We start from the raw sequence: 17,862 nt of genomic DNA, 5'->3' as shown, positions 1-17,862 counted from the left end.
GACCGAAGAACAGTCTTTGGACACGCCCCTCAATCCGCCCTTCAGGAGTCCGACGATGAGCGACAAGACCCCCCTTCCCGGCCACAGCACCACCAGCGCCGGCGCCCCCGCGCCCAGCGACCGCAATTCGCTGACGGTGGGCAGCGACGGGCCGCTGGTCCTGCACGATGTGCATTTCCTCGAACAGATGGCGCACTTCAACCGGGAAAAGGTCCCCGAGCGCCAGCCCCACGCCAAGGGCTCGGGTGCCTTCGGCGTGTTCGAGACCACCGAGGACGTTTCTCGCTACACCAAGGCTGCCCTGTTCCAGAAAGGCTGTAAGACGGAAATGCTGGCCCGGTTCTCGACCGTGGCCGGCGAATCCGGCAGCCCGGACACCTGGCGCGACGTGCGCGGCTTCTCGCTGAAGTTCTATACCAGCGCGGGCAACTACGACCTGGTCGGCAACAACACGCCCGTCTTCTTCGTGCGCGATCCGATGAAGTTCCCCCACTTCATCCGCAGCCAGAAGCGCCTGCCCGACTCCGGCCTGCGCGACGCCCACATGCAGTGGGACTTCTGGACGCACAATCCGGAATCCGCGCACCAGGTCACCTACCTGATGGGCGACCGCGGCATCCCGCAGTCCTGGCGCCACATGAACGGCTTCGGGTCGCACACCTACATGTGGGTGAACGCGGCCGGAGAGAAATTCTGGGTCAAGTACCACTTCCACAACCAGCAGGGCGAGAAGAACCTGACCAACGAGGAAGCCGCCCGCATCGCCGGCCAGGACGCGGACTACCACCGGCGCGACCTGTTCGAGGCGATCGCGCGCGGGGAACATCCCAAGTGGGTGATGTCGGTGCAGGTCATGCCCTATGCCGATGCCAAGACCTACCGCTTCAATCCCTTCGACCTGACCAAGGTGTGGCCGCACAAGGACTACCCGTTGATCAAGGTCGGCGTGATGACGCTGAACCGCAACCCGGTGAACTTCTTCGCCGAGATCGAGCAGGCCGCCTTCTCGCCAGGCAACACCGTGCCCGGCATCGGCCTGTCCCCGGACAAGATGCTGCTGGGCCGCGCCTTCGCCTACAACGACGCGCACCGCGCCCGCGTCGGCACCAATTTCCACCAACTGCCCGTGAACCGTCCGAAGGTGCCGGTCAACACCTACATGTTCGACGGCCACATGGCCTATGAACATGCCGGCAATGCCGCCACCTACGCGCCCAACAGCGAAGGACGCGCCTGGGCCGACGGCGGCGCCGCGCCGGAGGAAAGCTGGGAGGTCGATACCAGCCTGGTGCGCGAAGCCTACAAGCTGCGCAAGGACGACGACGACTTCGGCCAGGCCGGCGCGCTGGTGCGCGACGTGTTCGACGATGCGCAGCGCCAGCGACTGGTCGATACCGTGGTGGGCGCGCTGAAGTCCGGCGTGCGCTCGCCGGTGCTCGAACGGGTGTTCGACTACTGGAAGCAGGTCGACGCCGACATCGGCCGCCGCATCGAGGCCCAGTACAAGGCATAAGCCCAGCGCCGGGAGCTCCGTCTCCCGGCCTTCCCCCATCTGGTCCGGAACTTGCAAGCAGACAGGTCGATGACCGGCCGCTGCACTCATCCGGGGCACGCATTCCTCACCATTAGGTGATTCCCCCAATGAGCGGCCGACCAAATACTCAGTACAGTGAACATATTGTTCAGCCTACTGAGTAATTTGGTGCATCAAGGCACACCTCCGGTGCGCCCCCGATCCGATCAACCCGACCCCTGCGAGCTCCCCCATGCTGACCAAGATGCCCATCCAACTGCTGTGCTCCCTGGCCTTCGCCGCCGCCCTCCTGCCCGCCGCGCGGGCCGACGTCAAGGCCGCCCCCACCTTCCCCGTCAAGACGGTCGAGATCACCGTCCCGTATGCCGTGGGCGGCGGGGTCGACATGCTGGCCCGGCTCATCGGCGACCAGCTCGGCAAGCTGGGGCAGGCCGTCATCGTCGACAACAAGGCCGGCGCCGGCAGCACCGTGGGCACCCGCATCGTCGCGGGCAAGCCCAAGGACGGCCACTCCCTGCTGATGATGAACGACGCCTATTCCCTGGCGCCCGCCATCTACAAGAACCTGGGCTACGACCCCAAGAAGGATCTGGCGGCCGTGATCAATGTCGCCTACGCTCCCATGCTGGTGGTCGTGCCGGCGTCCTCGCGCTTCAAGACCCTGGCCGACGTGGTGGCGGCGGGCCGCCAGCCGGGTTCCAAGCTGTCGTACGGCTCCTGCGGCGCCGGCACCGACCCGCACCTGGCGGGCGAGATGATGAACATCGAATTCAAGATGAGCAACGTGCACGTCCCGTACAAGGGCTGTGGTCCCGCCCTGGTCGACGTCCTGGGCGGGCAGGTGGACCTGGCGGTGGTCACCATCTCCGGCGCGCTGACCTACGTGTCCTCGGGCAAGCTGCGCGCGCTGGCCATCACCTCCGGCGAACGCTCGAAGGCCGTGCCCGACGTGCCCACCGTGGCCGAGAGCGGCGCGCCCGGCTTCAATCTCAGCCAGTGGCAGGGCCTGGCGGTTCCCGGCGGCACGCCGGAGAACGTCAAGATGGACATCTACAAGACGGTGTCGGCCATCATGAAGACCGACGCCATGCGCAAGCGGCTGGAGGACCTGGGCTACACCACCGCCGACGAAGGTCCGGCCGCGTTCCAGAAGATCGTCAACGACGACATCGACCGTTTTGCCGCGCTGGCCCGGAAGATCGGCCTGAGCGCGGACTAAGGCTTCCCGCATCCACGACAAGGAAAATCGATGAACAAGCTGAACATCAGTCTCTCCGTAGGCAACTACGACCGCACCCAGGCCCTGTTCGACGGCCGTGTCGCCATCGAGGGCTGCAACGTACGCGCCGTGCCGCTGGAGCCGGAAGAGGCCTTCCACCGCGCCTTCCGTTACGAGGAATTCGACGTAACGGAAATCTCCATGAGCAGCCACATGATGACCACGGCGCGCGGCGACAACAAGTACGTCGCGGTCCCCGCCTTCCTGTCGCGGGTCTTCCGCCAATCGGGCATCTACGTGCGCACCGACCGCGGCATCGAGCGCCCGCAGGACCTCAAGGGCAAGACCATAGGCGTGCCCGAATACCAGATCACCGCGAACGTCTGGATCCGCGGCATCCTGGAAGACGAATACGGCGTCAAGCCGGCCGACATCAAGTGGCGGCGCGGCGGCGTCGAGGAACCGGGCCGGGGCGAACGCGCACCTATCGAGCTGGATCCGTCCATCGACCTGCAGCAGATCCCCGACGACAAGACCCTGTCGGGCATGCTGGAGTCCGGCGAGATCGACGGCTACATCGGCGCCCGCGCGCCGTCCTGCTTCCTGCGCGGCGCGCCCAACGTCGGCCGCCTGTTCGGCGACTACATCGACGCCGAGAAGGACTACTTCCGCCGCACCCGCATCTTCCCCATCATGCACATGGTGGGCATACGCAAGTCGCTGGTGGAAGAGAACCCGTGGCTGCCGGTCAGCGTCTACAAAGCCTTCCTGAAGGCCAAGGCCCTGGCCGTCAAGGAACTGGACGAGATCTGCCACCTGGCCGTCACCCTGCCCTGGATGGTGCACCACCACAACGAGGCCAAGGCGCTGATGGGCGAGGACTACTGGCCCTACGGCCTGCCCGCCAACCACCACGTGATCGAGACCTTCGCGCGCTATCACCACGAGCAGGGCCTGTCGCGCCGGCGGGTCGCGCCCGAGGAGCTGTTCGCCGCCTCGGCCCTCGACCTGTCGAAGATCTGAAGGCGCCATGAAAGCTCCCGCTGTCGACTACGTGGCGCCGCGCAGCCTGGACGAGGCGCTGCGATGCCTGGCCGGCACCGACAACGCGCGGGTGCTGGCCGGCGGCCAGTCGCTGATGGCCATGCTGAACATGCGGTTCGCGTTCCCGGACTGCCTGGTGGACATCAACCGCATCCCGGAACTGGCCTACCTGCGCGACGAGGGCGACACGATCCGGATCGGCGCCATGACCCGCCAGCGCGACGTCGAGTTCTCGGACCTGGTCCGCGACCGGCTGCCCATCCTGCGCGAGGCGATCCTGAACGTCGGCCACCGGCAGACGCGCAATCGCGGCACCGTGGGCGGCAGCCTGTGCCAGCTCGACCCCTCGGCCGAGATTCCCACCATTGCCATGGCCCTGGACGCCCGGGTCCACGTGGCCAGCGCCGCCGGCTCGCGCAGCCTGGCGATGGCGGATTTCCCCGCCGGCTACATGACGCCGGCGCTGGAGGCCGACGAGATGCTGGTGGGCGTGTCGATGCAGCCCTGGGAGCCGGGGCACGGCTGGAGCTTCCTGGAGTTCTCGCGGCGGCACGGCGACTTCGCCATCGCGTCGGCCGCCGTGCTGCTGCGCTTCGGCCCCGATGCCCGGGTGGAACGCTGCTCCATCACCCTGGGCGGCGTGTCGACCGCGCCCGTGCGCATGGGCCAGGCCGAGCAGGCGCTGCTGGGCACCAAGGTCGAGGCGGCCGACATCGAGCGGGCCGCCGCGCTGTGCGGCGCGGTGGAGGCCAGCTCCGACGCCTACGTGCCCGGCTGGTATCGCCAGCGGCTGGCGCGCGTGCTGTCCGGCCGCGCGATCACCCGCGCGCTCGAGCGCGCAACGAGATGAGATTCCCCATGGCAACGACGCAAGATCCCCGCCCCGTGCACCTGTCCGTCAACGGCAAGCCCTGCCGGGGCATGGCCGCGCCCCGCCTGCACCTGGCCGATTTCCTGCGCGGCGAACTGAAACTGACCGGCACCCACGTCGGCTGCGAGCACGGCGTCTGCGGCGCCTGTACGGTGCTGGTGGACGGCGTCTCTGCGCGCAGCTGTCTGATGCTGGCGGTCCAGGGCGAAGGCTGTTCCATCACCACCGTCGAAGGCCTGGCCGCCGACGAACACGACACCCATCCGCTGCAGCAGGCCTTCCATGAACTGCACGCGCTGCAATGCGGCTTCTGCACGCCCGGCATCCTGATGTCGCTGTCCGAGCTGCTGGCCGCCAATCCCGACCCCGACGAGGACACCGTGCGCGACGTGCTGTCGGGCCACCTGTGCCGCTGCACGGGCTACCAGAACATCGTGGCGGCGGCGCTGCGGGCCGCGCAGCTCCTGCGCGAACGAGGCGGCCATGCACGCTGAGCGCCAGTTGACCGCCATCCCCGGCATGGGCGCGAGCCCCGGCCGCGTCGAGGACGATGCGCTGCTGCGGGGCAAGGCCTGCTTCCTGGACGACGTGCCCGTCCCCGACGCGCTGCACGCCTGCTTCGTGCGCAGCCCGCATGCCCACGCGCGGCTGCGCGGGGTGGACGCGAGCCAGGCGCGCGCCATGCCCGGCGTCGTCGCGGTCTACGCCCGCCAGGACCTGTTCGGGCACGTCACCTCGTGGCGCATGCCGCTGGGCTTTCCGCTGGCGGCCCTGCCCGAGGACACCACGCCCTTCGCGCTGGCCGGCGACGAGGTCGCCTTCGTGGGCGAAGCCTACGCCGTGGTGGTGGCCCGGACCCGGCACGAGGCCGAGGACGCCGCGGCCGCCGTGCAGGCGGAGTTCGACGTCCTGCCCGCCGTCGCGGACTGCCGGCAGGCCGTGCTCGATGACGCCCCCCGCGTGCGCACCGAGCTGGCCAGCAACGTGCTGCAGGACTACACCCTGGCCTACGGCGACTGCGACGCGGCCTTCGACCGCGCCGACATCGTGCTGGACGACGAATTCCGGGTCCATCGCGGCTGCGGCCATCCCATGGAAGGGCGCGGCGTGGTGGCCATGCTCGACCCCGCCACCGGCATGCTGACCGTCTGGTCCTCGACCCAGATGGCGCACGAGCTGCACTACACCATCGCCCACATGCTGGACCAGCCCGAGGACCGGTTGCGGGTGATCACGCCGGACGTGGGCGGCGGCTTCGGCGCCAAGTTCATGATCTACCCCGAGGAAATCGTGGTGCCGGCCGTCGCCCGCGCGCTGGGCCGGCCGGTCAAGTGGGTGGAGGACCGCCGCGAGAACTTCCTGACCACCATCCAGGAACGCGACCAGTTCTGGCGCATCTCGGTGGCCGCCGACCGCGACGGCCGCGTGCTGGGCGTGCGCGGCGGCTTCGTCCACGACCACGGCGCCTACACGCCCCAGGGCACCAACGTCCCGTACAACGCCGCCTCGTCCATGACCGGGCCCTACGTCGTGCCGGCCTTCTCGCTGCACGTGCAGGTGACCTATACCAACAAGGTGCCGGTCGCGACCATACGCGGGGCCGGCTATCCGCAGGCGGCGTTCGTCATGGAACGCATGATGGACAGGCTGGCGGCCGCCGCGGGGATCGACCGGCTCGAATGCCGCCGGCGCAACCTGATTCCCCCGGAGAAGATTCCCTACACCAAGCCGCTCAAGTCGCGCGCCGGCGTGCCGCTGGTCATCGACAGCGGCGACTTTCCCGCGCTCCAGGCCACCGCCGCCCGAGCCATCGACTACGACGGCTTCGCCCAGCGGCGGGAAGCCTCGGCCCGCGCCGGCCTGCTGCGCGGCATCGCGCTGGCCAACAGCGTCAAGCCCACCGGGCGCGGCCCCTACGAAACCGCGCGCGTGCGGGTGCACCCGTCCGGCCGCATCGTGGTCCACACCGGCGCCCTCGCCATGGGCCAGGGCATCAAGACCACGCTGGCGCAACTGTGCGCGGCGCACCTGGGCGTGGAGCCGCAGGCGGTGGAGGTCTCGGCGGGCGATACCGGCCTGGCCGGCTACGGCATGGGCGGCTTCGCCAGCCGCCAGGCCATGATGGCCGGCTCGGCCGTCTCCGAAGCCGCCGCCAAAGTCCGGGACAAGGCGCTGGCCACGGCCGCCGCCGTGCTGGGCGTGAACGCGGACGAACTGACGCTTAGCCAGGGCGAGGTCCATACCCCGGACTTCGCCAAACGCGTCCCGCTGGCCCGGCTGGCCATGCTGCTCAAGGGCGTGCCCGGCTACGCGCTGCCCGTCCCCGGCGATCCGGGCCTGGACGCGACCGTACATTTCCACTGCGACGCCCAGGCCTACGCCGGCTCCTCGCACGCCTGCGAAGTCGAGGTCGATCCGCTGACGGGCGCCGTCCACGTGCGGCGCTACGTGGCCGTGCAGGACAGCGGCAACCTGATCAATCCGCAGATCGCGCACGGCCAGGTCCATGGCGGCGTGGTGCACGGCATCGGCAACGCGCTGTTCGAATGGATGGGCTACGACGACAACGCCCAGCCCCTGACCACGACCTTCGCGGAATACCTGCTGCCCACCGCGCCGGAGGTGCCTCCCATCGAGGTCATCTTCCAGCCCTCGCCCACCCGGCTGAACCCGCTGGGCGTCAAGGGCATAGGCGAATGCGCGACGCTGGCGGTGGCCGCCGCGGTGATAGGCGCCGTCGAACACGCGCTGGACGGCCACGGCGTGCGCATCACCGAATTCCCGCTGACCCCGGTGCGCCTGGCCGAGCTGCTCGACCCGCCGGCCCAGGACACCACGGCGCCCAGCGCCAACCCTTGACTCCGATCGCAGACGCCATGGAATTCACCAATCGCTTTCACGTCCCGCTGCCGCTGGAAGAAACCTGGAAACTGATGCTGGACGTTCCCCGCATCCTGCCCTGCCTGCCCGGAGCCCGGCTCAAGGAAGCGCTGGGCGACGACAAGTACCTGGGCTCGGTGTCGGTCAAACTGGGCCCGATCAAGCTGGCCTTCGACGGCCAGGCCGAACTGGTACGCAAGGACGATGCGCAGCACATCGCCTGGCTGCGCGGCTCCGGTCTCGACCCCAAGGGCCGTGGGTCGGCCCAGTCGGAATTCAGCTTCGCGCTGGTCCCCGCCGCCGGCGGCGGCACCGACGTCACCGTCACCACCCAGTTGCAGCTGTCGGGCGCGGTGGCGCAGTATGGGCGCGGCAGCGGCATGATCGCCGAAGTCGCGGGCCACATCCTCAAGCAGTTCGAGCACAACCTGGCCGCGTCCCTGCAGGACGACGCCGATGCCGCCGAACCGGCCGTGCCCGGGGCGCCCGCGCGGCCCGCCGCCACGATGCAGGACGAGGCGGCCGCGCCCCGGCCGGCCACGGGTTCGGGCAGCGCGCCCGCATCGCCCGAAGCCCAGGCCCTGCTGCTGCAGGCGCAGGCCGTGCTGGCCCAGGCGCAAGCGGTGCTGGCGGCCACGCAGCAGGCCCTGAACCAGAACCGGCGCGGCGCGAGCCGAACCACGCCGCCGCCCCAGGAACTGAACATGCTCAGCATAGGCATGAAGGCGTTCTGGTCCCAATTCAAGCAAGGCGTGGGCGGGCTGTTCGGCCGCCGCTAGCCCACGCCGGCCCCGTGCTTGGGGCCGCACCACGAAATTCAGCATACTGATAAACGGAAGCATCATGAACTGGACACGAATCGCCGCGGTGGACGAAGTCGAAGACGACGCCGGCATGCCGTTCAAGCTGGACGGCCGCGACCTCGCCCTGTTCCGCAGCGGCGGCGAGTTCTTCGCCGCCGACAACGTCTGCACCCATCAATATGCGCTGCTGACCGACGGCTATGTCGAGGACGGCTGCGTGGAGTGCCCGCTGCACCAGGCGCAGTTCGACCTGCGCACCGGCGAGCCGCGCTGCGCGCCGGCCACGCAGCCCATCCGGATCTATCCGGTCAAGGTCGAGGACGAGGCCGTCTATGTCGCCGTCGAATGACACCGCCGCGCCCCTGGTCATCGTCGGCGCGGGACAGGCCGGCGCCATGGCGGCGCGCGCCCTGCGCGAACTCGGCCATGCCGGCGAACTGGTCCTGATCGGCGACGAGCCCCATGCGCCCTACGAACGCCCGCCCCTTTCCAAGGCCGTGCTGGCCGACGAACAGTTGCCGGACATCGGCCTGCTGCCCGAGCCTTTCCAGGTCCAGGCCGGCGTCGCGCTGAAAGCGGGCCGGCGCGTCGTCCGGCTCGATCCCGCGCGGCGCGAACTGCACCTGGACGACGGCACGGTCCAGCCCTACCGCGCCTGCCTGCTCGCCACCGGCGGCGACGCCCGCGTCCTGCCGGCCCTGCCGCCCGGCACGCCGGGCGTGCACTACCTGCGCACGCTGGACGACGCGCAGGGCCTGCGCGCGGCCCTGCGCGCCTCGGGCAGCATGCTGGTGATCGGCGGCGGCTTCCTGGGGCTGGAGATCGCCTCCACCGCCCGCGCGCTGGGCCTGGACGTGACCGTGGTCGAGCTGGGGCCGGCGCTGCTGGGCCGCGCGATGCCGGCCGAGGTCTCGCGCTGGCTGGCCGCGCGCGCCCGGGCCCATGGCGTGCGCCTGCACCTGGACGCGAAGCTGGCGCACCTGGCCCCCGTCGCCGGCGGAATCGCCGCCACGCTGGCGGACGCGGGCGAGCTGCGCGCGGAACTGGCCGTGGTGGCCGTGGGCCAGGTGCCCAGCGTGGCGCTGGCGCGCGAAGCCGGATTGCTGATCGATGCCGGCAACGGCGGCATTCGGGTGGACGCGCGCTGCCGCACCAGCGCCGAAGGCGTCTACGCCGCGGGCGATTGCGTCAGCGGCTTCGATGCCGCCACCGGCATGCACCGCCGCCTCGAATCCTGGCAGAACGCCAACGAACAGGCGCGCATCGCCGCGGCTGCCATGCTGGGCCAGGATGCCGAACCGTCGCCGCCGCCCTGGTTCTGGACCGATCAGTTCGGCTGCAACATCCAGATGCTGGGCCATGGCGCGCCCGGCCTGTCCTACCGGCTGCGCGGCCAGTTGCCGGAAGGCCAGGAGCCGGGCAAGGCCATGCTTTTCGGCATCGACGGCGACCGTCTGGTCCACGCCGTCGCCATCAACGCCGGCGGCGACCTGCGCGCCTTCCGCGGCGTGCTGGGCCGCCGCCTGGCCTGCCCGCCCGAAACACTGGCCGACCCCGCCATCCCCGCCAAACAGCTTGCGCGCCTGGCCCTGGGCCCGGCGTCCGCCTAGACCCGGAACGAAAGGAAGCACGATGTACAAGAACCAGGAAATCCTCGACTACACGGTCGGCGCCAAGAACGGTCCCGCCGACGACTATGCCTGGCCGGCGGACGACCACCTGATTCCCGACTGGGTCTACACCAGCCAATCGGTGTACGAGCGCGAGATGGAGCGCGTCTTCAAGGGCCGCTCGTGGAACTTCGTCGCGCTGGAGGCCGAGATCCCCAACCCGGGCGACTACAAGCGTTCCTACGTCGGTCCCGTGCCCGTCGTGGTCTCGCGCGCCGACGACGGCAGCATCCACGTCTTCGAGAACCGCTGCGCGCACCGGGGCGCGGAATTCTGCCGCAGCAGCCGGGGCCACGCGAAGGAATTCGTCTGCCCCTATCACCAGTGGTCCTACGACCTGAAGGGCAACCTGCAGGGCATCCCCTTCAAGCGCGGCGTGAACAAGCAGGGCGGCATGCCGCGCGAGTTCCGCAATGAAGAACACGGCCTGCTCAGGCTGCACGTCACGACCCGGCACGGCGTGGTCTTCGCGTCGTACTCGCCCGACGTGGAGCCGCTGGAGGAATACCTGACGCCCGAGATCCTGAAGGACTTCGACGTCGTCTTTCCCGGCAAGCCGCTCAAGATCCTGGGCTATTACAAGAACGAACTGCCCTGCAACTGGAAGATGTATCACGAGAACCTGAAGGATCCGTACCACGCCACGCTGCTGCACTCGTTCCTGGTGGTGTTCGGCCTGCTGGTCGCGGGCAACGATTCGGCCATGATCGCCGACCCGGTGCACCACCGGCACGGCACCATGGCCTCGGCCAAGAAGGAAGACAAGTACGCCGCCGTCAGCGAGGAGAACAAGAAGGAGATGCGCTCCTTCCACGACGGCATGCGGCTGCAGGACGACCGCTTCCTGGAGTTCGTGAAGGAATTCGACTCTCCCTGGTCGGTCACCATGCAGACCATCTGGCCCAACCTGGTCGTGCAGCGCGAGATGAACACGCTGGGCGTGCGCCAGATCGTGCCCAACGGCCCCCACAGCATGCTGATGATCTGGACCATGTTCGGCTACGAGGACGACACGCCCGAGATGACCCGGCACCGCCTGCGCCAGGGCAACCTGATGGGGCCCGCGGGCTTTCTGGGCCTGGAGGACAACGAGGCCATGAAATTCGTGCAGGAGGGCGTGCGCCGCAGCAGCCTGGACATGAACGTCGTGAAGCTGGACGCGGGCAACGTCGGCACGGCCACGTCGCTGATCTCGGAAGCCGCCATACGCGGCATGTACCAGTACTACAGAGAAGTCATGGGATGGAAAAAAGCATGATGACATTGCAGCTTTCAGGCTATGCGCCCTCGCGCGTGGACGCACGGCGGGCGGCGGAGCTGCGGCCGCTGGTCGAGCATTTCAACATCGAGTACTGCGCGGTGCTGGACAGCGGCCACATCGAGGAATGGCCGCGCTTCTTCACCGAGGACTGCATCTACCGGATCACCGCACGAGAAAACGCCGAGCTGGACATGCCGGTGGGGCTGGTCTATGCCGAGGGACGCCCCATGCTGCACGACCGGGCGGTGGCGATCTCGCGCACGCAGATGTTCGCGCCCCGCACCATGACTCATCTCCTGTCCGCCCCCCGCATCGTCGGCGAGGAAGGACAGGAAATCTGGGTCCAATGCAATTACGTGCTGTTCCAGACCCTGGTCGAAGGCCCCACCACGCTGCACCTGGCCGGCACCTACCACGACCGGTTCATCCGCGACGGCGACGAACTGCTGCTGCGCGAACGGCAGGTTGTCCACGAATCGTCGGTAATCGCCAACGACCTGGTCTACCCCGTCTAGGAGGAATGGAATTGACTACCCTACGCAAGATCGCACTGGAAGAACACTTCATGATGCCGGGCTTCGAGACCTACTCGAAAGCCTTCCTGAACTTCATCGACCCGGCCACCATGAAGGAGCTGGGCCAGCGGCTGGCCGACTTCGACACGCTGCGGCTCGATGAAATGGACCGCGCGGGCATCGAGCTCGTCGTGCTGTCCCAGTCCGGCCCGGGCGTGCAGGCCGAACCCGACACCGCGCTCGCGCTGCGCCGGGCGCGCGAGAACAACGACTTCCTGGCCGAGCGGATCGCGCGGCGGCCTGACCGCTACGCCGGCTTCGCCATGCTGCCCATGCACGATCCGCACGAGGCGGCGCGCGAACTGGAACGCAGCGTGAAGCAACTGGGATTCAAGGGCTCGCTGGTGAACGGCCACACGCTGGGACGCTACTACGAAGGCCGCGAGTACGATCCGTTCTGGGAACGGATGCAGGAACTGGACGTGCCCATGTACCTGCACCCCATCGACCCGTGGAAGCCGCTGCACGCGCTGGACGGCGCGCCGGTGCTGGCCGGCGCCAGCTGGGGCTGGGGCGTCGAGACCGCCAGCCACGCGCTGCGCATGGTGTTCGGCGGCGTGTTCGACCGTTTCCCCCGGCTCAAGGTCATCCTGGGCCACATGGGCGAGGGCCTGCCCTTCCAGCGCTGGCGCTTCGACAGCCGCTTCGCCGCCTACCCCTACGGCATCAGCCTGAAACGGCGGCCGTCCGAATACATCGGCTCCAACCTGCTCATCACCACCTCGGGCGTGTGCTCGCATCCCACGCTGGTAGGCGCGGTGGGCGAGATGGGCGTCGATGCCGTGATGTTCTCGGTCGACTACCCGTACGAATCGACCGAGGCCGCCGCCCGCTTCATCGACACCGCCCCCCTGGAGCGCGCCCAGCTCGAAGCCATCTGCCATGGCAACGCGGCCCGTATCCTGGGCCTGTGACCCACAACCGACGGCGATCCCGGCCATGCCGGCCGGCGCCTGTTCATTGATACGGCGGCCTCTTCCTTACAGCGAGCCCTTCATGTCGAACAGCCAACTTCTTTACGGCGCCAACGTGCGCGCCAACGGCATCCGCCAGCACTATCTGCGCTACGGCGGCGCCGACGGCGAACGCGCCTCGCGCGACCCTGTCATCGTCGTCCCCGGCATCACCAGCCCCGCCATCACCTGGGGCTTCGTGGGTGAACGCCTGGGCCGGCATTTCGATACCTATGTCCTCGACGTGCGAGGCCGCGGCCTGTCCACCGCGGCCCCCGGCCTGGACTACAGCCTGGACGCCCAGGCCGAGGACCTGATCGCGCTGGTCGAAGCGCTGGGCCTGGCGCGCGCCAGCGTGGTGGGCCATTCCATGGGCGCCCGCATCGGCCTGCGCGCCGCGCGCATCGGCATGCCCGCCATGGTCCGCCTGGTGGCGGTCGACCCGCCGGTTTCCGGCCCCGGACGCCGCCCCTACCCCGCCAAGCTGCCCTGGTACGTCGACTCGATGAAGGCCGCGCGCGCCGGCATGGACTGGACCGCCATGCGCGAGTTCTGCCCCACCTGGACCGAGGAACAGCTGCGGCTGCGCGCCGAATGGCTGCACACCTGCGACGAGGAAGCGGTGCTGGCCAGCTTCGAGGGTTTCCATACCGACGACATCCACGCCGACCTGCCCGCGATCAGCCAGCCCGTGCTGCTGATGACCGCCGAGCGGGGCGGCGTGGTCGAGGACGCCGACGTGGCGGAGTTCGGGCGCCACCTGGCCTCGATGCAGGCCGTGCGCGTGCCCGACGCCGGCCACATGATCCCGTGGGACAACGAGGAAGGCTTCTATCGGGCCTTCGGCACTTTCCTGGGCACTCCGGTGTGAGGCCCACCCCTACGCGCTTGCGCGCGCTATGAGGAGTACGACCATGGCCATCAGCGACTATCCGTTCATCGAAGCCTGGCGCCAGGTGCTGACGCTGTCCCGCCTGGAGGCGGAGCAGACCGTGACCATCCTGACCAGCGCGTCCACCCATCCGCAGACCCTGTCGTGCGCCACCATCGCCGCGCAGTCCCTGGGGGCCATCGTCAACCGGCTGGACCTGCCGCCGGTCAACGGCGACAAGGCCTTGAGCCGGGACGCGCTGGCCTACCTGGGCACGACGCCGCTGACCGGCAACCGCGCCGCCATCGCCGCCCTGAAGGCCAGCGACCTCGTCCTGGACCTGATGACCCTGCTCTTCTCGCCCGAGCAGCACGAGATACTGCAAACCGGCACCAGGATCCTGCTGGCGGTCGAACCGCCCGAAGTGCTGATGCGCATGGTCCCCACCCAGGAGGACAAGACCCGGGTCACCGCCGCCGCGGCGCGCATCCAGGCCGCCCGCGAGATGCGCGTGCGCTCGGCCGCCGGCACCGACCTGCGCTGCCCCCTGGGCGAGTTCCCCGCCATCAGCGAATACGGTTTCGTCGACGAACCCGGGCGCTGGGACCACTGGCCCAGCGGCTTCGCGCTGACCTGGCCCGACGAAGGCGGCGCCAGCGGCCGCATCGTGATCGACCGCGGCGACATCCTCCTGCCGCAGAAATGCTACGTGGACGACCCCATCACGCTCACGGTGGAGAACGGCTACGCCGTGCGCATCGAGGGCGGCCTGTCCGCCGATCTGCTCAACGATTACATGGCGTCCTTCGACGACCCCGAGGCCTACGCGATCTCGCACATAGGCTGGGGATTGCAGCCGCGCGCCCGCTGGTCCACACTTGGGCTCTACGACCGCGAGGCCACGATAGGCATGGATGCGCGCGCATTCGAAGGCAACTTCCTGTTCTCGCTCGGACCCAACAACGAGGCCGGCGGCAGCCGCACCACCGCCTGCCACATCGACATCCCGCTGCGCCGCTGCACCGTCAGCCTGGACGGGCGGGACATGGTCGTGGACGGCAAGGTCCTCGACTAGACACGGAGCCATCATGCACAAGGAAATCTCGACCTACCAGCGCCAGGGATTCGGCGCCGACCTCGAACTGCGGGGCCCGGCCGCGCTGCTTATCGTCGACTTCGTCAACGGCTTCGCCGATCCGGCCATGTTCGGCGGCGGCAACATCCGCGACGCCATCGAGCGGACCACGGTCCTGCTGGCCGAGGCCCGCAGGCTGGGATGGCCCGTGGCCCACACGCGCATCGTGTTCGCCGACGACGACGCCGATGGCAACGTCTTCACGGAAAAGGTGCCCGGCCTGCTGAAACTGAAGGAACACGATCCGGCCAGCGCCATCGTTCCCGAACTGGCTCCGGCGCCTGGCGAACTCGTGGTGCGCAAGACGCTGCCTTCGGCCTTCTTCGGCACCACCCTGGCCGCATGGCTCACCCAGCGCGGCGTGCGCACGCTGATCGTGGCCGGCGCGGTCACCAGCGGCTGCGTACGCGCCAGCGTCGTCGACGCCATGTGCCACGGCCTGCGTCCCATCGTCGCCTCGGACTGCGTGGGCGACCGCGCGCTCGGCCCGCACGAGGCCAACCTGTTCGACATGCAGCAGAAATATGCCGCCGTCATGCCGCGCGACGAAGTGCTCCAGGCACTGGGAGCGGCCGCCAGCCGTTGATTCCTGGGTCTGGCGGATGGTCCGCAGTATACTGACTAAAAATGCGCCGGCCCCACCGGCCCCGGTATACCTGCGAAGCATCCACAATGACCCAGTCCCCCCCCTCGCATCCCTTCGATCCCGCAGAACAGGTGCTCTGGTCGCGCGCGGGATACCTGGTCCGCCGCCTGAACCAGATCCACTACGCGATGTTCTTCGAGGAATGCAGTAACGAGATCACCCCGGTCCAGTACGGCATCCTGACCGCCCTGTCATTGCAGCCCGGCAGCGACCAGAAGACGATCGGCCACGAACTCGGCCTGGACCGCACCACCACCGCCGACGTCGTCAAGCGGCTCGAACGCAAGGGCTACCTGACCCGGCGCGTCGATCCCGACGACCGCCGCTCGCGCCAGTCCTTCATCACCGAGGAAGGACTGCGCGTCATGGGCCTGCTGCAGGACGGCATGACGCGGGCCCAGCAGCGGCTGATCTCGCCGCTCAGCAAGAAGGATCAGGACACCTTCATGCGCCTGCTCTCCAAGCTGGTGCAGGCCAACAACCACTACGGCCGCGCGGCCGCCGACCTCTGATCCTTTGTCCCCGATTCGTCGCGGCACACCCGGCGGATCGCCTCGATCAGCAACTGCGCGCCCGGCGACGAATGCTCCTGCGTGCGGCGCAGGATGCCCATGGAGCGCTCGGTACCCGCCAGCACCACCGGCAACTCCACCAGGATGCCCGCCCGCAGTTCATGAGGGAACAACTGGCGCGAGGCCGCCGACAGCATGTCGGTCTCCAGCAGCAGCCCCCGGATCAGGGAAATGTCCGACGATTCCACCGCCACCTGCGGTTCCGGCAACCCATGCTGCGCCAGGCACGCGCCCAAGGCCTCGCGCGTGGGCGTACCCTGCCGGGGCAGTACCCATGCGGCCTCCATCAGGTCGGCCAGATCCAGGGCGGCAGCCGCGGCCAGCGGATGATCGCGGCGCGCCAGCACCACCATGGGCTCGCGCATCAACTGCTCGACCACCAGCGCGCTTTCCAGCGGCTCCACCGGCAGCGCGCCCACCAGGAAATCCACGTCGCCCAGCCGCAGGCCCGCCACCAGCGTGTCCATGGGCGCCTCCAGCGTGCGCACCTGCAGGCGCGGATGCTGCGCCAGCACGCGCCCGACCGCCACCGGCAGCACATAGGGCCGGCTGAACGGCAGCGCCCCCACCACCACCTGCCCCTCGATCACGCCCTTCAGGGCCGAGATCTCGGTGCCGGCCAGTCGCAGTTGCGCCAGCGCCCGCTTCACGTGCGCCAGCAATAGCTCGCCGCTCTCGTTCAGCGCGACGCCGGCATGCGCGCGGTCGAACAGGGGCACACCCACGCTGGCCTCCAGGTCGTACAGCGCCATGCTGGCGGCAGGCTGCGACACTCCCACCGCCGCCGCGGCCGTGCTGATGTGCTTGCGCTCGGTGAAGGCGAACAGCAGTTCCAGGCGCCGCTCGTGCACGGCCAACGAAAAGAACGGCGCGGTGCGCAGCCGCGGTGCCGACTCGGGATAGCGCTCGCACAACGTGTCGCAGGCTTGCTGCAGTTCGGCGAACGCCAGCCCGGTCCGCCGGTGCAGCGCCTGGCCGAAATCGGTCAACAGCCACTGGCGCGCGCTGCGCTCGAACAGGGAGACGCCGAACCAGCCTTCCAGCTCCTGCACCGAACGCGACACGGCCGACTGGGCGCGGCGTAGTTCCTCGCTCGCGCGAGCGAGGTTGCCGTGGCGCACGACGGCCAGGAAGGGGCGAAGGTGCTTGGTGTGGAGCATCAAAGTGCCGGCAAGGCGTCGGCCGGGGCGTGCCTGCCGAACAATCGCCGCAACTCGGCCGAGGTCGTGACCTCGCCGAAGTTCACCCTGACCGTCGACAACGTGCCTTCGTGCCCCACCGGATTACCGCTGCCCACGCAATCCTCGGCCACGACGATGTGATAACCCAGGAAGAACCCGTGCCTGAGGGTCGAATCGACGCAGACGTTGGTGGCCACGCCCGTCATTATCAGTGTCTTGATGCCGCGTGCCTGCAACTGCGCGTGCAACCCGGTCTCGTGAAAACCGCTGAACGTATGCTTGTCCACGACGACGTCCCCTTGCCGGGGCTGGATGCGGAAGAAATCGGCTCCCCAGGTCCCTTCCATGCAGCAACCTTCGCCGTCCCGCATGGCGACGTGGGCATCCGCCAGGTACTTGAAATCGTAGACCGAGCACAGCCACGCGACCGAGGCCCCCGATCGCCGTGCCTCGTCCGCCAGCACGCCGATCCGGTCGGCGATGGCGGCATTCTCGTCCACCCGGATGGGATTGCGTCCGCTTTCGGCCCGGGTACGCTGCAGGTAGCCGCCCTGGGCACAGAAATCGTTCTGCATGTCCACGATTACCAGCGCCGTATGTCGCGGCTGCACTTTCTCCGCCAGCGTGCGTAGGATATCGCTCATGGC

Annotated in this window: 18 protein-coding genes; 16 read left to right on the top strand and 2 right to left on the bottom strand. The window is 68.8% G+C overall.

What is annotated here, in order from left to right:
- Window positions 1-55: 55 nt before the first annotated feature.
- The 16 genes from EGT29_RS02810 to EGT29_RS02735 all read left to right on the top strand — a co-directional run bounded on the left by EGT29_RS02810 (window position 56) and on the right by EGT29_RS02735 (window position 15,974).
- The gene (locus EGT29_RS02810; RefSeq protein WP_124687602.1) at window positions 56-1,513 is read left to right on the top strand and encodes a catalase; all 1,458 of its coding nucleotides are present in this window, start codon (window positions 56-58) and stop codon (window positions 1,511-1,513) included.
- 253 nt (window positions 1,514-1,766) lie between these two features.
- Complete coding sequence (locus EGT29_RS02805) at window positions 1,767-2,753, top strand: tripartite tricarboxylate transporter substrate binding protein (protein ID WP_124687601.1); 987 nt, start codon at window positions 1,767-1,769, stop codon at window positions 2,751-2,753.
- 30 nt (window positions 2,754-2,783) lie between these two features.
- The gene (locus EGT29_RS02800; RefSeq protein WP_124687600.1) at window positions 2,784-3,776 is read left to right on the top strand and encodes an ABC transporter substrate-binding protein; all 993 of its coding nucleotides are present in this window, start codon (window positions 2,784-2,786) and stop codon (window positions 3,774-3,776) included.
- 7 nt (window positions 3,777-3,783) lie between these two features.
- Window positions 3,784-4,647, top strand: coding sequence for a xanthine dehydrogenase family protein subunit M (locus EGT29_RS02795; RefSeq protein ID WP_124687599.1), 864 nt, complete (start codon window positions 3,784-3,786; stop codon window positions 4,645-4,647).
- An 8-nt stretch (window positions 4,648-4,655) separates the two neighbouring features.
- Window positions 4,656-5,162: a (2Fe-2S)-binding protein gene (locus tag EGT29_RS02790; RefSeq protein WP_124687598.1), complete on the top strand. Its 507-nt coding sequence runs from the start codon at window positions 4,656-4,658 to the stop codon at window positions 5,160-5,162.
- Entirely contained in the window at window positions 5,152-7,527 is a 2,376-nt protein-coding gene (locus EGT29_RS02785) for a xanthine dehydrogenase family protein molybdopterin-binding subunit (RefSeq protein WP_124687597.1), read from the top strand. Before EGT29_RS02790 ends, EGT29_RS02785 begins: the two co-directional genes overlap by 11 nt.
- A gap of 17 nt (window positions 7,528-7,544) precedes the next feature.
- The gene (locus EGT29_RS02780; protein WP_124687596.1) at window positions 7,545-8,327 is read left to right on the top strand and encodes an SRPBCC family protein; all 783 of its coding nucleotides are present in this window, start codon (window positions 7,545-7,547) and stop codon (window positions 8,325-8,327) included.
- Window positions 8,328-8,391: 64 nt separating this feature from the next.
- Entirely contained in the window at window positions 8,392-8,700 is a 309-nt protein-coding gene (locus tag EGT29_RS02775; RefSeq protein WP_124687595.1) for a non-heme iron oxygenase ferredoxin subunit, read from the top strand.
- Window positions 8,684-9,961 carry an NAD(P)/FAD-dependent oxidoreductase gene (locus EGT29_RS02770; protein WP_124687594.1) on the top strand — a complete coding sequence of 426 codons (1,278 nt, stop codon included), beginning with the start codon at window positions 8,684-8,686 and terminating at the stop codon, window positions 9,959-9,961. The genes EGT29_RS02775 and EGT29_RS02770 overlap by 17 nt, the downstream gene beginning before the upstream one ends.
- 22 nt (window positions 9,962-9,983) lie before the next feature.
- A complete protein-coding gene (locus EGT29_RS02765; RefSeq protein ID WP_124687593.1) occupies window positions 9,984-11,279 on the top strand; it encodes an aromatic ring-hydroxylating dioxygenase subunit alpha in 1,296 nt (431 codons plus the stop codon).
- A gap of 5 nt (window positions 11,280-11,284) precedes the next feature.
- Window positions 11,285-11,797, top strand: coding sequence for a nuclear transport factor 2 family protein (locus EGT29_RS02760; protein ID WP_370283089.1), 513 nt, complete (start codon window positions 11,285-11,287; stop codon window positions 11,795-11,797).
- A gap of 11 nt (window positions 11,798-11,808) precedes the next feature.
- The gene (locus EGT29_RS02755; protein WP_124687592.1) at window positions 11,809-12,771 is read left to right on the top strand and encodes an amidohydrolase family protein; all 963 of its coding nucleotides are present in this window, start codon (window positions 11,809-11,811) and stop codon (window positions 12,769-12,771) included.
- 82 nt (window positions 12,772-12,853) lie between these two features.
- Window positions 12,854-13,681, top strand: coding sequence for an alpha/beta fold hydrolase (locus EGT29_RS02750; protein ID WP_124687591.1), 828 nt, complete (start codon window positions 12,854-12,856; stop codon window positions 13,679-13,681).
- Between the two features lie 43 nt (window positions 13,682-13,724).
- Window positions 13,725-14,756, top strand: a complete 1,032-nt coding sequence (locus EGT29_RS02745) for a 2,5-dihydroxypyridine 5,6-dioxygenase (RefSeq protein ID WP_124687590.1) — start codon at window positions 13,725-13,727, stop codon at window positions 14,754-14,756.
- A gap of 13 nt (window positions 14,757-14,769) precedes the next feature.
- Window positions 14,770-15,402: an isochorismatase family protein gene (locus EGT29_RS02740; RefSeq protein WP_124687589.1), complete on the top strand. Its 633-nt coding sequence runs from the start codon at window positions 14,770-14,772 to the stop codon at window positions 15,400-15,402.
- An 86-nt stretch (window positions 15,403-15,488) separates the two neighbouring features.
- A complete protein-coding gene (locus tag EGT29_RS02735; RefSeq protein ID WP_124687588.1) occupies window positions 15,489-15,974 on the top strand; it encodes a MarR family winged helix-turn-helix transcriptional regulator in 486 nt (161 codons plus the stop codon).
- Here EGT29_RS02735 and EGT29_RS02730 read toward each other — a convergent pair.
- Window positions 15,947-17,194, bottom strand: a complete 1,248-nt coding sequence (locus EGT29_RS02730; protein ID WP_124687587.1) for a LysR substrate-binding domain-containing protein — start codon at window positions 17,192-17,194, stop codon at window positions 15,947-15,949. The two genes, EGT29_RS02735 and EGT29_RS02730, sit on opposite strands and share 28 nt — an antisense overlap.
- Window positions 17,194-17,859 carry a cysteine hydrolase family protein gene (locus tag EGT29_RS02725; protein ID WP_124687586.1) on the bottom strand — a complete coding sequence of 222 codons (666 nt, stop codon included), beginning with the start codon at window positions 17,857-17,859 and terminating at the stop codon, window positions 17,194-17,196. The genes EGT29_RS02730 and EGT29_RS02725 overlap by 1 nt, the downstream gene beginning before the upstream one ends.
- Window positions 17,860-17,862: the final 3 nt, after the last annotated feature.

This window comes from Pigmentiphaga sp. H8 (assembly GCF_003854895.1).
Lineage (GTDB): Bacteria > Pseudomonadota > Gammaproteobacteria > Burkholderiales > Burkholderiaceae_B > Pigmentiphaga.
The sequence above is the reverse complement of the archived record's forward strand: the minus strand, read 5'-3'. Positions and strand labels throughout refer to the sequence as shown.